Source organism: Tropicibacter oceani (assembly GCF_029958925.1).
Classification (GTDB): domain Bacteria; phylum Pseudomonadota; class Alphaproteobacteria; order Rhodobacterales; family Rhodobacteraceae; genus Pacificoceanicola; species Pacificoceanicola oceani.
Genome location: NZ_CP124616.1, coordinates 3,916,733 through 3,932,460, shown reverse-complemented (window position 1 = coordinate 3,932,460; position 15,728 = coordinate 3,916,733). Strand labels below are relative to the sequence as shown.

Below are 15,728 nucleotides of genomic sequence, written 5' to 3'. Positions count from 1 at the left end.
CTTCGAGCCCACGTTGACTGATGCTGCGCAATGTGTGAGCGTCTGCTATCTGGATCGAAGAAAAGAATGCTGGTGTAAAACCTATGTCTGACGATTGGATATATTTCGTTCCCAAATCTCCAAGGCATGTGCCTTCAAAGAAGGAAACTAAAGCTGCTTTGAACCTCTTGGAAGAAATGATGCCCGATGCCGATGAAGTCGAAATTGTTCGGACGGAGGGCATCCAGTTTTTTAACTGTGGAGGAAATTTTCAATCAGTCGCTTGCCCTCATTGCAGGGCCGCCCTCGACCTTGACTGGTGGGGCAGGACCATGTCTTCAGACTATGACGAGAAAACAGGATTCCGACTAAAGAAACGCAAAATGCCTTGTTGTTCGAAGTTCCTGCCTTGCTTTTCGAAGTTCGCTTCGCTTGATGAGTTAATTTACGATTTTCATCAGGCATTCGGTTGTTTTGCGTTTAGCGTCATGAATCCCAACATTGGGGAAATGTCGGAAGATGCGGTAAAGAAAATCGAAATGGCAATGGGTTGTGAGGTCTCAATCGTTTATAAGCACATGTGAAGGACGCATTCATTGGCCGACATTCGAGCAAACGCAGCGAATTGGCGCTTCGTCCGCAAACCGTGAGTTCGACTAGCTCTTGTCTTCGCGCTCGCAGCGAATGTCTCCTCTGACGGGCTGCATCGCAGCATAGACACCTACCGGCCAAAGGCAGCTATGGGCCGTGAACGACGTTTTCTGTACGTCATCCAGGGCACCCGATGCTGCGTTGCCGCAAGTCCGCTCCCAGTCCGTTTTGACTGCTTTGTCGAAGGATATTGCTCGAGGTGCTGGACGAGGCTGCGGTACAAGACGCTTCCCTAAGTGGCTGCTATCTGCCAAAAACGTGACAAGCGACTTATACTATTATCTACCGGGTTCGCTACAATGTGACCGAATAGACTGTCCGAAATAAGGCCACCAGAGAAGACAGGCCGTTAAGCCTGTAGCTTGTCATCGTGAAACTAGAAACCTGATCCCGGCATTGAAATCGAAAGTGTAAAATTTTGACCGAAGAACAGCTTGTCGCGCTCATTGCGTCTATCTCCGAAAATAATGATTGGGCCTCTTTGTTGGCATGGCTCGCCCCCTTCACAATTGCGGTAGCTACTGGTGTTAGCTGGCTATTTCAAGAATTTTACAAAAGTAGACTGCAACGTGAAATGGAAGGTTACAAGCTGCGATTGAGTACCGAACTGCAACGAGACGTAGAAACACATAAAGCACGCTTAAGTGAACAACTTCAAAACGCACTTGGGGACAACAATGCTCGGCGAGAATATGAGGCTGAAGCCAGAAAGCGACTCTATCGCGAGATAGGCCCGTTGCGTTTCCAACTTTTGTTGGCATGCCGAGACGCAGTAGGGCGGATAGAACGACTTGTTGCTGAAGAGGCATACTCAATCAATATGTCTTCATATTTTGGAAGGAATACGGTCTATCGAATTTTGCGCCCAATTGCGCTATGCGATTTGATCGAGAGCCGAATGGCGTTGGCTGACTTTTCGTTAGACATTGACGCTATCGAGTGCTTGCGGTTGCGGCGGGCTTTTGAGAAGGCGCTTAGCAGCGAGATCCCAATTGCATCACTACCTGGTTCGGATTGGTCATCTCAAACGCAACACGTTTTTGCAGGCAAGATATCACAGGCAGCCCAATCTCTCGTTTTGGCAGATGACAGCGGAAGCGTTTTGAGGTTCCATGAGTTTGAGAAGCTAATAGAAACGGCGGGTGGAGAAATAGTTGCGCCCTTCCAAGCCATACTGGAAAATTTCTCCCCTGGGCTGAAACCTATTTTGTGGGTTAGGCTCATCGCGTTTTCTCAATCTGCGAATCGATATCTTTGCAAGTTTGGCGCAGATGCAGGATTTGAGTACGAGCAATTAGATATTCGCTCTTTGCTTGCATCGGCAAATTCATCCGAAATAAACGCGAGAATGGATGAGCTGGTGCTGGCTTCAAATTTGGTCGCAGACACAGCGCTTTAGATACAGCATGCATGTCGGGAAATTGGATTGGGCTCGAGGAAATGAGAAAGAACGAAATCACACTTATACACATGCCCGGAATAACGCTTCCAAAGAGCGAAGTGCGATCAACCGAGATGACTTTAGTTGCGCTCGAATACAGAGATCTCGAAGAATTCGACGGCCCCGCGATGGAGGCTCAATCTCGGTTTATTGAAAATGGCAATAGGAAGAACTGCTTTCTGAGATTCAACTATGCCAACAATAGGGAGTACACTCAAAAGTTGGCGGATCTGCTCCATCTAGCGTTGGTTCTCGAGTCAGAACAATCATCTTGCCCACCTCCTCCTTGCGGCTCGATTCGCTACTACAGAGTCTACAATGAGGACCCTTTAGAAGAACTGCTCGACAGCATGGGTTTGGAGTTTCCTAGCGGCATTGATGATGAAAAAATGCAGGAACTTCGGTTCGCCGCAAAGAATTCTGTCGAGGCACTTCATATCGAAAAAGGTATCGGACATTATGGACGAAACCTGCTGTTGACTGGGCTTGCCTCAACTTACAGCCCTACCTTGGAAACCTTGCAGCGCTGTCAGGAAAGAGCTCAGGCATGGGCGCGAGCAGGTATAGAAGCGATAGGCCATCCCTTTTTGCCACTCGAACCACTTTTCATGTGGCAGAAAGAAGATCCGATCCATAGAGTAATCCGACTATCAAGTCTTGTAATCTACATTGAAGGTCGGCTGTTAAATGGCTCAGTGAGCGGCATTATCCCCACTCTCAGTGAGGAAATTACAAAAAGGTTCCCGATGTTTCATGAGCACGGGATCAAGAAGAAAATTCGCTCTCTCTATTCAATGAGAAGCGACTTCATTCACGGGCGGCGAATACCGGATGAGTGGGGCGACAGGGATAGTGAATTGCTATCTTTTGCTGCAAATCTTATCAGGGCAATTGTTGAGGCCGATATTTCAGCGGTGGGGGCTTAATAATGGGTCATATATTTTTGTCGGACGGATCCTCATTTCAAGCATTCCTTATCCCAGAAACTGTTATGGATCACGATAGTGTATTAGTCGAGGATGGAATGTGCCTACTGCAGCTGAACGAGGAAACGCTAAGGCTTTTCGAGAGTTCGGGACATTACGATTTGGTTGAAGATATATTCGAGAAGAGCGGATCGTATCCGCTTGCGTGCGTGTTTTATGTCAACCCCAGGCGCGACATGTCGGATTTTCTTGAGGCTCGCGCCTTTGCTGGTGCTCTCGAAAATTTGCAGGGCTTCACAAACTCGATAGTCAACGACACCGTAATGTTTCCTGAGAGAGTCTCCGCATTAATGGCGGCTCTTAGTATATCTCTAAACAACCCGATTTTAGATCCCAGTGACTATATACTGTACAACGGCTATGTGAGCCATCCGGAATTAAGGTTGCAAAGAAATCTGGGCCTTCTTGGAAGGGCGGTTTTCGATCTTACGCCCAAATTTGTTATTGATGGAAACAATATCAAACTCTTTGCGCACGTTTACAGGGACTTGCGGCGCGTCTTTTGCCTTGACGGGCCTGAAGTCAGGAGGCTGAAATCATCCACGGAAATTTCACTGCGCTCAAGAGATAGTGAAATAAACAACGTGGACCTCTCTGACATCATCTTGTTGTCGGCGATTGATGCGCTGGATCTAAATGGGAGTGTGGCTGAAGAAATAAATTTGCCCATCGACTTGTTCCGAAAGGCGAGGAATAGTCTTGCCCACGGACGTAAACGTGACGATGTAGAGCTGTCTCTCAACTTGTTCACCGTTTGGCGCAACGCTTTTCTCATTCGCCTTCAGGAGGTTAACGATAATTCTCAATAATCCAGTGTAGGGATACGGGCCTGTATAGTCGGAATTCCAGAAAAAAGTTCGTGGCAATAGTTGATTTTGATGTCTGCACCTTCAGTTTTGACTTCAGGCTCGGAGTTGACGATCTCTACGCCGCACCAGCTACGAACGGCAGCTTCCGGGTGACCGATGAAGTCGGGGACGATCTATTTGCGGCAGTATGGCGTGGCCCTTCAGCCTGTTGCAGCATCCGCCCATGATCGAGTTTCGCAACCTCGCCGATGACCATCCCGACCTCGCGCAGTCGCCGCTGCTGCGGGGCGCTCTGCTGACGCTTCGCTACGCGCGGGATCATGGTGCCATCGGCTTGACGCAGACCAAGGCCTTCAAGCGGGTTTTCGTGCATTGGGCCGTCGAGCATTTTGAGTGGCCCGGGAGATCCGCGGAGGAGATGTTCCGTTTCCACAAGGTAATCAACGAGTATGACTTCCCGGCGCTGGAACTCGTGCATTTCCTGCTGATCTCCCTACGCTTGGGGCGGCACTTCAAGGGTGAGTTTCGCCTGACGAAACGTGGGGCGGAGTTGGCCGACTGTCCAGGAAGCCTGTTCGCCGAATTGATCCCGTATTTCGTGCTGCAGATCGATCACGCGTCCTACGCGCGGTTCGACGACCGCCCGGTCGGCACCTGGGACATCTGGATGAACGTGATCAATGTCGAGGCCGACCACGGCACGACCGAGGCTGCCCTGTTCGAAACGTTTTATGGCGAGGCGCTTGACTGGCATACGGCAGGCTGGCGGGAGATGGGCGCGTTTTCATCCTGCGTTCTGCGCCCGCTCGTATGGGCGGGCCTGATCAGCGAAATTCGGGACGACGACCTCGGCGGCCGGGTCTGCCACATCTTCAAGACACAGCTCTGGCGCAGCGCGCTGCACCTGGACACGGACGACCAGCTTTCTCCGATCTGCGTCCAGTAGGCGCGTATTGCGGCGTGACGATCAGGGTCTGGTGGCCTCGGGCGCGATCAATGGTCCGCGTGCATGTAAGGCCTTCGTCCGATCAGCAGAAATCGGCATGGGCCTCTGTCGCACAAGTTTATCAGCGGTCCTGAAACCGAGGTGATGATCCATCATCGGCCGGCGTCGGAGTGGATCGGTCCTGACGGTCGGGCTCATCGGGCCGCTGGATCCCTTCAAGCCGTTCAATCGGAGCACTTTCGATGAACCGTCGCAGTCTTTCGGGATCTGGTATGGGTGGCTTGGCGCTACGGCGGTAGGTGAGGTACGACGAGCCGAGCGACCCAACGGTCACCAAGATGCCCATGATCACAAAGGCCAAGTCGTTTCCCATGCCCTTGGACTCCTCTTGCGTGCGATGTCGCGACCTCGGATGCGCGTGCCATTCCTCTGCTCGTGTGGGGGATCCACGTACTCCACGGGTAGTCTATCTGAATTCTCCCTGATGCGAATGAAATCTGCCACCCTTCACCCGGTAGGCGGGTGAAGGGTGGCAAACATCTGGAGTTGAACAGTTATCCGGGCGGGTATGACGTTACTCCGCCGTTGGATAACTCGGGATAACGCGAATCATCTTCACAGCTTTTGCGGGAAGTGCGGATTGGGATTTCACCTTTTAGGTGGTTTTTTGTCGCGCTCGCCGACCTGCACGAAACTATCGCAGATCAAGGGCTGGCGACGAATAAAGCCAGTCGTTTTTCGGACTTGTTCGCTGGAGGCGGCAGAATCGCGAGCGCCCGCTCAGACATCCTATCCTTAGTATCAATGGTCGGAACTACCGTTCCTCCCGTAAGGATAGGAAAGTCAAGATCACCACCCCGAAAGAAAGGCAATACGTCAAATGCTTTTGTGTCAATGTGTTGCAATTCTGAAGCATTACGGCGGTTCAGACGCGATTTTGACCGATTTGGGCTATTGAGCAAGATTCCCGGCGGCTATCAAACAGCCATGGAAAACACGACGCTTCATACCTGCCTCTGGCTCATACGGTTCATATGAGATGAACCGCCCCGACTGCGCGATAAGCGGTCGGACTTGAGATGACACGTATGAAGGTTTTCAAAGTTGCAGACGATCCAAGGCCAAATCGGCCAGTCCCGTTGCCATTCCATTCACTCCCTCTTCGGTTCCGTACCATCGGTGTCGCGCTATGATCCTGGTCGCCCACCGCGTGAACTATTCGCTTGCGACAAGCGAAGCATCAGATTGATTCGCTCAATCTCCGGGTTGAGATGGGCGAGTTGCGATCAGAAAAAACTCCCAATGGGAGAGTAATGAAATCGTCGCAACCGACTTTTCGGCCAATGTCGTCCTTGGAGTGGAAGATGTTGGTCTACTCAATCTACCAGACGCTAGTCACTGATGGCGCACATATGCGAAAAGTGGAAAAGGCGACAAAATCGTAAGGTGCTGAAATTAAAAGATTAAGGGCTATCCACGCCAGTCCTTGCAAGCTAGCGTAAAATTACAACGTCCCAGAAATCAGAAGGAGGGCACCTATGCCCTGATCCAGAAATGAAAACAGCGATCTGCGCCAACAGATCGCCGCTTTTTGAGAAGACCGAAGTCCGCTCGTTGACGCAGATGAAGTTAGCACGCCAATGCAGACGCTTCAAGGATAACGTCTCTTCTCGACATTGACAGACCTGCCGTGGGGTAGTGCAGCGCACTGCCAGCGGGAGAGGTTTGCCTGCTGCAGCCACCCATGCCGCGTCGTCGGAAGGGTGGAACGACCAGGTGCGCCTCGGGGTCATCCGCTGCCCGGCTGATCGGGTTGCGTCACCTCATTTCGAAAGAAGAACCGATGTCTGATCTTTCCCTTGGCGGCGGTATCCGCCTACCCGAAGCCTGCAAGGGCGACCGCGCTACGCAAGTGGGATCCACCAAACACTTCACCGGTGGTCTCGTACTTGGCGATGGACCAGGAGAACGCCATGGCGTTGAAAGCCACGCCGAAAAGTGCGCGGCGCTGATCCTCAGTTATCGGCGCTCGACACTGGAACTCCGGACGCAGGTCCGTTTTGAGTGGTCCGACAAGTTCGGTGAGTTGCACAACCACTATATTGACCTTGTCACCTTGCAGACCGACGGCGCCATGATCGGTTATGCCGTGCGGCCCAAGGACCGGGCGAGCAATCGATACATCCAGGAATTGGCGCGGATCAAGAAGCAGGCCGTTTCGCAAGGCTTTCTGGACAACCTTTTGCTGTTCACGGAGGACGATGTCTGCCCGGTCGAGCTGTTCAATGCCAAGCTCTTCCACTCTGTACGCGGCCCCGATTGCTTTGGGGATACCGTCGCCCAGGATGTTGTTCGCAGCATGACGGGCGTGGTTTCAGTCGGCGACCTCGTCGCCTCGACGCGCCTTGATGGCATGGGGTTTCGCGCAATCGCACGGCTGATCTGTTCGGGGCATCTCGAAATGCTGAGCTACGAGCGCATCACCCACACGACCATGGTCTTTAAGAAGAAGGAGGTCTGAGATGGCCAGCCCTCGGTCCCGGTTCACAGCCCGCCAGCGGCCGGCACGGTCGCCCCTCGAATGCGTTGAGATTGACGAGTGGCAGATCGATCTGAAGGACATCATGTCCGAGATGGCATGCCGCGTAGAAAAGCAGACGCGGTTCCAAGCCGTTGCTTTCATCGATCTTAGAACCCGCTGTCTCATCGATGTTCAAATTCTTCGCGATGGTGAGACGGTTGAACTGAAGCGGGCATCGCGGAGCAAACCGGTCCGTACCGCCGAGTAGCGCCAGTAGCGCGACGTCCACCTCCAAGCTCGAACTCTCCATCGACCTGATGAAATCCCTGGCGGCTTCCGCCAGGGCCCAGCCCCCGCATGTCCACGAAAGGACAGCCCATGTCGAAATTCAATTGGAATACCTCCGGCATCCCCGAAACCACTCTCGTCGATTATGCCGGCGCATTTCGGAGCAAAGCTCTGCATTTCACGATCCTTGAGTGCGCTGCAACCATGCATCTGCCGCAGCACGGCTGCGTGGAAAGCTTCTTTGCCGAATTGGCCCGCGCCGTCGACAGCCTGCAGGATCAGCCGAACTCGCCGAAATCCTGACCCTCAATCCGTCTTCAGCAAACAGGCACCTGTCCGGTGCCTGCGAATTTCTCGCTGCTTGCGCAGCTCCGATCCCACGAAAGGACACATCATGGATCTCTCTTTCAGCACCGCCAACGCCCGTTATGTCTTCGGTCTCCTGGACCGTGTTTCGATCGACAACCTTCCCTTCACGGTGAGCATGGAGACGGAAGTTGGCTACGTCATGCGCCGTGACGATACGACTGGGCTTTGTCAGCAATTCAGCCATGAAGACCTCGCTCGCTTGGGCCAAGAGGGACGCATCCGTGTCGAGCGTGACTATTTCGACCCGCTTGCTGCATGCAAACGGCTGGCGCGTTCTGAGACCTCGGTTTCGGCTTTGAGCGATCGCCCTCTGCGCCGACTTACAAAACGTGACCTGTATTGTCAGGTCGCTCTGGAAATGCACAATGAGCAGCTCTTGACGTTCACAGACGCGTCCATCAAGGCCAACAAGGTAGAACTCTTGGGGCGCGTGTTGGAACGGGCTCCCGTCGACGCGCCTGAGCCTGGGCCCGATGGAAAGATCCTGAAATGTGAAAATTTCGCGAAACCGCCTTCGCCTCGTACCCTGCGTCGTTGGTTGGCGGAGCTGAACAAGTTCGGGCTCATGGGGCATATCGATAGTGTTTCGGATCGCGGAAATCGCCGTTCCCGTCTCACCGCAGCAGAAAGCTCGCTGATGATGGCAATCGCTCGGAAATACATGTCGCAGGACAAGCCGACGATCAAAGAGCTCTTTGAAGAGATGCATTTGGAGTTCGAGGCAAAGAACAAGGAACTCGTGGAAGCGGGTAAACCGGCGATGAAAATCCCAAACCGTGAAACCTTCCGGCTTGCCGTCCGATCCTTGGATCCGTTCCAGGTGGAATTGAAGCGGAATGGCATTGACGCGGCGCGGAAGAAGTTCCGGCCAGTCACGACGGGCGTCATCGCGACGCGGCCATTGGAGCGGGTCGAAATCGACGAGTGTACCTTCGATGCTCAGACCTTGCTGCAGAGTACCGACATTTACGGACTCTTCACCGAGGAAGAGAAGCAGTTCATGGGCATCCAGTTCGAGGAGTATCGGGATCCGAAAACCGGAAAAATCAAGAAACGGAAAGCAGCGCGATGGACGCTTACGGCCGCGATTTGTTGTGCAACCCGTTGTATCGTTGGCATGGTCTTGAGCCGCGCTCCGAATTCCGAGGCTGCCGTTCAGTTGTTGCAGATGATCGTGACCAACAAAGGTGCCTGGTCCGACGCCGTCGGATCCCACACGCCTTGGGACATGCATGGCACCCCGGAGTTGATTGTCTTCGACGGCGGCTCTGCCTTCAAGTCCTTGCGTTTCCGGATGGCGGCCGAGGACTTGGGTATCGCTTGGGAGATGGCCATGAATGGCGTCCCGGAAAACCGCGGAGCCATCGAGCGTTTCTTCGGCACCTGTTCGGGTGATCTGGCATCCCGTCTGTCCGGGCATACGTTCCGGGGAATCCTTCAGAAGGGTGACTCGGATCCGGAGAAGCGAGCTGCTCTGAACCTGGATGATCTGACGTTCGCGCTCATTCGCTGGGTTGTGGAAATCTACCACAACACGCCGCACGGCGGTCTCGACGATGAAACTCCCGTTCAGGCCTGGCGTCGCCTGAACAAGGTGTACGGGGTCACCCCGCCGCCGGACTCGGAGATGATGCGCCTGTGTTTCGGGCATGAGCGCGACTATCGCCTCGACAAGACCGGTATCACCGTTCTCGGCCTGCGCTATCAATCGGAAGTGATCCAGAACCACCTGCGTCGTACCGATGTGAAGCCGGTCAAAGTGCGCTGGCACCCGAAAGATATCGGGGCAATTTCCGTCAAGATTGGCGAGGCCTGGTTTAACGTCCCCGCTCTCGACACGTCCCTGAAAGGTGTGCCCGCACAGACGTGGCTGACGGCAGTCCGCCACGTTCGCAACGGTGCTCCGAAATCGAACCGGTTGAATAACGCGGCAGTCCGCGCAGCCATCCTGGCGATCAAGGACCGTAATGAGAAAGCGATGGCGCGGGCTGGTCTGAACCTGGAGGATTGGTCCGAGGAGCGCTTCATGCGCGAAGAAAAGAACCTTCTTGCAGGCGTGGAGTTCTATGAGCCGAAGGCCCCGACCAAGGCGAAGGGCACATTGGGTCAGGAGCTGCCTCCGGAGGATGACGGGTCTGACGACATCGACGGCCGTATGGATGCCCAGCCTCGCGGTGCCGACCAGACGACGACCCCGGCCGCATCCTCCATCACCTTCGAGGAGGAGTGATCATGTTCGATTTCCATCGCGCAGAGCAGGCCCTGGAGGGCCTGCGCAAGCTCCACGTCGGCACCGACCGGGATGCGGAAGTCGCAACCCACATCAAGCGCCTCCTGGCCAAGGACGACCAGCGCAACCTGACCCCTGTCGCCAAGCGCACACCCGACCTCGGCGAAACCCGCGGTTTCATGCTGACGGGCGAGCCTGGGAGCGGCAAATCGCATCTGGTGGAGCGGACCCTTCGCAAGCTCTCGGTGCTGCAGCCACGGGAGGACGGGACCCCGCGTTGTCTCCAATCATCGGTGCCGAGTCCGGCGACCTTCAAGAGCATGATCCTCCAGCTCCTCAAGGAGTCGGGGTACCCCAACGCCAATCCCCGGAAGGAAAACTGGTTGCTGGTGCAGGATCTCCGTTATCGGCTGGAGCTTCTCGAAATCAGCGTAATCTGGATCGACGAGGCGCAAGATCTGTTTTGTGCCGAGCGTAAGCCGATCCTGCGCGCCCTCAAATCCTTGATGCAAGGTGACGGCGCGGTTGCAGTGGTCCTTTCCGGGACTGAGGAATTGTCGGAGGTTGTCCGCAGCGACAGCCAGGTCAAACGGCGCTTCACTGCGATGACGCTGCGCGGTCTGGTGGAGCAGGTCGACGGCGGCAGCTTCCAGACCATCCTGTCGCAGTATTGCCAACGGGTGGGGCTGGAGGAGCCGCACGCGCCCGACCTCATCGGTCGAGTCTTCCACGGTGCGCGCTACCGCTTTGGCCGTTGCATCGAACTCCTGCTGATGGCCATGGAGATCGCGATCGACCGTGAGGAGGCGCAACTGACTGTCGACCACTTCGCCGCAGCCTATGCCATGAACGAGTCCTGCGTGGCCTCGGAGAACGTGTTCTACGCCGAGAAATACTGGTTGATCGAAACAGACCCGAAGCCTGAGGAGCTTCTGTCTAGTGGCAAGAAGCGCAAGCGGTAATCAAGATGGGCAAGCTCTTTCCGCACATTCGCTTCGTCCACGACGAGACGCCGCTGTCCTGGGCAGCACGTCAGGCGGCCTTCCACACGGGAGGCCGCCTGGTCCCGTTCCTGAATGATCTGCAGGTTCCTGCCATCGACCTTGCCCGGGGCCTTCCGGAGGCGGTTCAGCGCCTCTGTGATAGGGCAGGACAGGATCCCGAACCGATCCTTGAGAACACCATCACGGCACTTGGCCCGCGCCGGTACCAGCTGCGTGGGTGTACGTTCTCCGCCGAGTTCACGACGGGCAAGGACACCCGGATTTGCCCGCTCTGTTTGTCGGAGGATCAGCACGACCAGAAACGCCCGGACGTCGCCGTGCGGCACCGTGTGATGTGGCGTCTCGCACCGGTGCGCACCTGTGGTGTTCATGGCGTGCTGTTGCGGGACATCCGTACTGGCGCTTGGCACGACCAGTTTCATGAACTGCAGGGTCTGGGCGATGCAATCGCGGCACAGCATGAGGTGACCGCCGATGAACTGCGTCAACCTTCGAAGCTGCAAACCTATGTCGAAAACCGTTTGGCGGGGCATGCGGGGCCCGAATGGATGGATGGACAGGACATCGATCAGGCGGTCCGGGCGACCGAGATGCTCGGCGGCTTGATCGCTTTCGGCCCCGCGCAGTCAGCGGCGGCCATGACGTCGCGGACGTGGGACGAAGCAGGTCGCGCGGCCTGGGACGTGGTTTCGGGGGGGGAGCAAGCTTTGTTGCAGTTCTTCGAGGGCGCGCTGACGGCCAGCGCACGCCAAGAAGGGCAGGCGCGCCCGCGCAAGACTTTCGGCATGCTGTACAGCTGGCTTTCGGCCAGCCGTGGAACAAAAGATCCGGGGCCGATCCGCGATGTCCTCCGGAACGCAATCGTTGAGAACACCCCCTTGGTGCCTGGCCAGATGTTGTTAGGAAAGCCTGTCTCGAAACCTCGGCTGAGTAACATTGCTTCAGTTGCGAAGGCTGAGCTGATGCATCCGAAAACCCTTCGGAACGTCTTGGTGGCAAGTGGAGTGCTGACTGCGGAAGGGGAGCTGGGCGGCAGTTCTGTGGTTGTGGATTATTGGCGAGCCCGCGATCTTATCGACGCCGCGAAGCACGCGATGGGCTTCGCGGCCGTTGCGGAAATTCTGAACACATCCCGGCCCGTTGTGCAGGCCTTGCTCGAGATCGGAGTCCTGAAACGCGTCCAAGAAACGCCGGTATCCGGAAGCAAGGTGGGCAAGGCTATCGACGGACGCAGCGTTCATAAGGTGAAGCTTTTCATCGATCGGGGTTTGCTCGCTGTCCCGGATGCCCCAGAGAATTTCGAGCACCTTGCCAAAGCTGCCGAGCGATCTCGCACGAAGCTCAAGGTTATCCTGGAGCTGATGTTCAAAGGTCACCTGACCGAGACCTTCAGACTCAAAGAGGCATCGGGCTTCGCATCAGTTCTGGTCAGGCCGAGCGAGGTCGTCTCTCTGATGGAATCACCCCCATCTGATCTCTCCGAGGACGCGCGTTTCATGATCCCGGGGCATTAGCGCCACCCGAAAATGTCCGGAAATTCCAGAAATGCCGCCTTCGGGCGGCATTTTTGCGAACTTTCGGTGGCCATTCTTATCTTGTGTAATGGTCAAAATGGCCGCCCCAGTGTGTTTTGGGGGTGAAAAAGTTAAATAAAATCAATGGTTCGGATTGGGCCGATGGTCATTTATTGATGGGTCCGACACTTGTGCCGCTTTGGAACGCCTTTCCCAACCTTCTGGAGCTGCGCGTCCTGCGCGAGGTTGAAAGCGACGACCCGGAAAGCCCCTTTCCGTTGGTCATGGCGATGAAATTCGAAACGCGCGATCATATCGAAGAGGCGCTGGCCTCGCCGACCCGGTGGGAAAGCAAGGAAACGTCGAAAAAGCTGTTCGAGATGTTTGATGGCGGCGTCATCCACACGGTTTTTGCCGCCGATCAGTTCGACCCGATGTCGGGGTCCTGAAAAGGGGGCGCTGCCCCCGTCCCTGCGGGACTCCCCCGGAGTATTTTGGCCAAGAAGAAGGATCAGGTGGCGTAATTGCTGCCTTCTTCGTCGAGGATCAGGCGCAGCTCTTCGAGAAAGCGGGCGTCTTGCGGGACGGGATAATCCTCGATCTCTTGCGCGGTCTTTTCGGCGATCTCGTCTGACAGCACGTCCAGCGGCTGGCCGGTTTGCAGGGCGCGGATGTAGGTTTCGGCGGCGCGTTCGAAATAATAGAGCCGGTTGAAGGTTTCGGCGACGGTGTCACCGATCACCATGACGCCGTGGTTGCCCATGACCATGACCTTTTTCTTGGGGTCGTCGAACAGGGCGGCGCAGCGCGCGCCTTCGTCCTCGAAGGCGAGGCCACCATAGCCTTCGTCGATGACGGTCCGGTTGAAGAACATCGCGCAGTTCTGGTCGATCGGTGGCAGGCGTTTGTCCTTGAGCGTGGCAAGGACCGTGGCATGGATCGAATGCACGTGCATGGCGCAGCGGGCATGGGCGCAGGCGCGGTGCAACCCGCCATGCAGGCCCCAGGCGGTCGGGTCGGGGGCGTCGGGGCGATCCATGCTGGCGGGATCGTTGGCGTCGATCAGCAGCAGGTCCGAGGCGCGGATGCGCGAGAAATGTTTGAGGTTGGGGTTCATCAGGAACTTGGTCCCGTCCTCGTTCACCGACAGCGAAAAGTGGTTGGCCACGCCTTCGTGCATGTTCATGCGGGCGGTCCAGCGGAAGGCGGCGGCAAGATCGCAGCGTTCTTCCCAATGTTCGATATTGGCGATGCTTTTTGGTGCGTTCATGGCGGTGCCCCCTTGGCCTGCGGTGGATTGCATCGGCAGGGTGGCCTGCGCGGGGCGGGCTGTCAAATTCCCTGTCGCTGCGTCATCGCGGCAATGCGGGGTCATTGGCCGCGTGTTTGTGCGCCGCGCCCGCTTGCGGCCCCTGTGACAAGCTGTCAACCTGCCCGCCAAAGATGTCAGAGGGCAGGATATGCAAGATCGATCGACGGGGCTGGAACTGGTGATGCCCGAACTGCCGGAGCCAGAGATGTTCGACAACCCCAAGGCCGCCGTGGCGCGGCTTTGTGATCTTTATGATGGGGCGGCGACCTTTCTGAAGGACCGGTTCTTGCAGGCCATGGCGCAGGGCCATCCCGGCGTGCGCATCCGGGCCTTTTATCCGCAGGTGCGGATCACCACGACCAGTTTCGCCAAGGTCGACAGCCGCCTGAGCTTTGGCCATGTGACAGCGCCGGGCACCTATGCCACGACGGTCACGCGGCCGGGGATGTTCCGCCGTTACCTTGAGCAGCAGATCGGGCTGCTGATCGGCAACCACGGGGTGGATGTCGAGATCTGCGTGTCGGACACACCGATGCCGGTGCATTTCGCCGTGGCCAATTTTCCGCAGATCACCGTGCCGCAGGAAGGGGCCGCAGATTTCATCCTGCGCGATGTCTTTGACGTGCCGGATCTTGCCTCGACCAACGATGATATCGTCAACGGGGTTGCGACGCCGGACGCGAACGGGGCGCATCCTTTGGCGCCCTTTACCGCGCAGCGTGTGGATTATTCGCTGGCCCGCCTGGCGCATTACACCGCCACCGCGCCCGAGCATTTCCAGAACCACGTTCTGTTCACCAACTACCAGTTCTACGTCAGCGAATTCGAGGCCTATGCGCGCAGCGTTCTGGCCGATCCGGAAAGCGGCTATACCAGCTTTGTGTCGACCGGGAACGCCGAGATCACGACACCGGACGGGGTGCTGCCCGAGGCACCGCGCATGCCCCAGATGCCGACCTATCATCTGAAAAAGCCCAATGGTGCGGGGATCACCCTGGTCAATATCGGGGTGGGGCCGTCGAATGCCAAGACGGCGACGGACCATATCGCGGTGCTGCGCCCGCATGCCTGGCTGATGGTGGGCCATTGCGCAGGTCTGCGCAATTCGCAAAGCCTGGGGGATTTCGTGCTGGCCCATGCCTATCTGCGCGAGGACAAGGTGCTGGACGATGATCTGCCGGTCTGGGTGCCGATCCCGGCGCTGGCGGAAATCCAGATCGCGCTTGAGGACGCGGTGGAAAAGGAGACCGAGCTTGAGGGTTATGACCTGAAGCGGGTGATGCGGACCGGGACCGTGGCCAGTGTCGACAACCGCAACTGGGAGTTGCGCGAGCATACCGGCCCGGTACAGCGCCTGTCGCAGTCGCGGGCCATTGCGCTGGACATGGAAAGCGCGACGATTGCGGCCAACGGATTCCGGTTCCGCGTGCCCTATGGCACGCTGCTGTGTGTCAGCGACAAGCCCCTGCATGGCGAGCTGAAGCTGCCGGGGATGGCTTCGGATTTCTATCAGACACAGGTCACGCGGCACCTGCGCATAGGGATTCGCGCGATGGAGACCTTGTCGAAAATGCCGCTTGAGCGCATACACAGCAGGAAATTGCGTTCGTTTGAAGAGACCGCCTTTCTTTGACGTCGGGAAAAGCGGCCAAAATCCGCAGTTACAAGGTTGTTTAAG

General features: G+C 56.4%; 13 protein-coding genes. 12 read left to right on the top strand and 1 reads right to left on the bottom strand.

The genetic code is table 11. From position 1 onward, the window contains the following. Positions 1-83: 83 nt before the first annotated feature. The 11 genes from QF118_RS18880 to QF118_RS18830 all read left to right on the top strand — a co-directional run bounded on the left by QF118_RS18880 (position 84) and on the right by QF118_RS18830 (position 13,187). Positions 84-563, top strand: coding sequence for a hypothetical protein (locus QF118_RS18880; protein WP_282300584.1), 480 nt, complete (start codon positions 84-86; stop codon positions 561-563). Positions 564-1,048: 485 nt separating this feature from the next. Then, a complete protein-coding gene (locus tag QF118_RS18875; RefSeq protein ID WP_282300583.1) occupies positions 1,049-2,029 on the top strand; it encodes a hypothetical protein in 981 nt (326 codons plus the stop codon). A gap of 41 nt (positions 2,030-2,070) precedes the next feature. Next, positions 2,071-2,997 (top strand): hypothetical protein, encoded by a 927-nt coding sequence (locus QF118_RS18870; protein WP_282300582.1) that lies wholly within the window; start codon positions 2,071-2,073, stop codon positions 2,995-2,997. A 236-nt stretch (positions 2,998-3,233) separates the two neighbouring features. Further along, complete coding sequence (locus QF118_RS18865) at positions 3,234-3,866, top strand: hypothetical protein (protein ID WP_282300581.1); 633 nt, start codon at positions 3,234-3,236, stop codon at positions 3,864-3,866. Positions 3,867-4,089: 223 nt separating this feature from the next. Continuing rightward, entirely contained in the window at positions 4,090-4,812 is a 723-nt protein-coding gene (locus tag QF118_RS18860) for a hypothetical protein (RefSeq protein WP_282300580.1), read from the top strand. A 1,843-nt stretch (positions 4,813-6,655) separates the two neighbouring features. Continuing rightward, positions 6,656-7,333 (top strand): hypothetical protein, encoded by a 678-nt coding sequence (locus QF118_RS18855; RefSeq protein WP_282300579.1) that lies wholly within the window; start codon positions 6,656-6,658, stop codon positions 7,331-7,333. A 378-nt stretch (positions 7,334-7,711) separates the two neighbouring features. After that, complete coding sequence (locus QF118_RS18850) at positions 7,712-7,924, top strand: hypothetical protein (RefSeq protein WP_282300578.1); 213 nt, start codon at positions 7,712-7,714, stop codon at positions 7,922-7,924. Positions 7,925-8,015: 91 nt separating this feature from the next. Continuing rightward, positions 8,016-10,220: a TnsB C-terminal domain-containing protein gene (locus QF118_RS18845; protein ID WP_282300577.1), complete on the top strand. Its 2,205-nt coding sequence runs from the start codon at positions 8,016-8,018 to the stop codon at positions 10,218-10,220. Between the two features lie 2 nt (positions 10,221-10,222). Next, entirely contained in the window at positions 10,223-11,182 is a 960-nt protein-coding gene (locus QF118_RS18840) for an ATP-binding protein (RefSeq protein ID WP_282300576.1), read from the top strand. 5 nt (positions 11,183-11,187) lie between these two features. Then, positions 11,188-12,738 carry a TniQ family protein gene (locus tag QF118_RS18835; RefSeq protein ID WP_282300575.1) on the top strand — a complete coding sequence of 517 codons (1,551 nt, stop codon included), beginning with the start codon at positions 11,188-11,190 and terminating at the stop codon, positions 12,736-12,738. Positions 12,739-12,914: 176 nt separating this feature from the next. Then, positions 12,915-13,187 (top strand): EthD domain-containing protein, encoded by a 273-nt coding sequence (locus tag QF118_RS18830; protein WP_282300574.1) that lies wholly within the window; start codon positions 12,915-12,917, stop codon positions 13,185-13,187. A 62-nt stretch (positions 13,188-13,249) separates the two neighbouring features. Here the strand turns inward: QF118_RS18830 and QF118_RS18825 are convergent, their stop codons facing one another. Further along, positions 13,250-14,008 carry a class II aldolase and adducin N-terminal domain-containing protein gene (locus tag QF118_RS18825; RefSeq protein WP_282300573.1) on the bottom strand — a complete coding sequence of 253 codons (759 nt, stop codon included), beginning with the start codon at positions 14,006-14,008 and terminating at the stop codon, positions 13,250-13,252. A gap of 190 nt (positions 14,009-14,198) precedes the next feature. Between QF118_RS18825 and QF118_RS18820 the strand changes: the two genes are divergently transcribed. After that, entirely contained in the window at positions 14,199-15,683 is a 1,485-nt protein-coding gene (locus tag QF118_RS18820; protein WP_282300572.1) for an AMP nucleosidase, read from the top strand. Positions 15,684-15,728 lie beyond the last annotated feature (45 nt).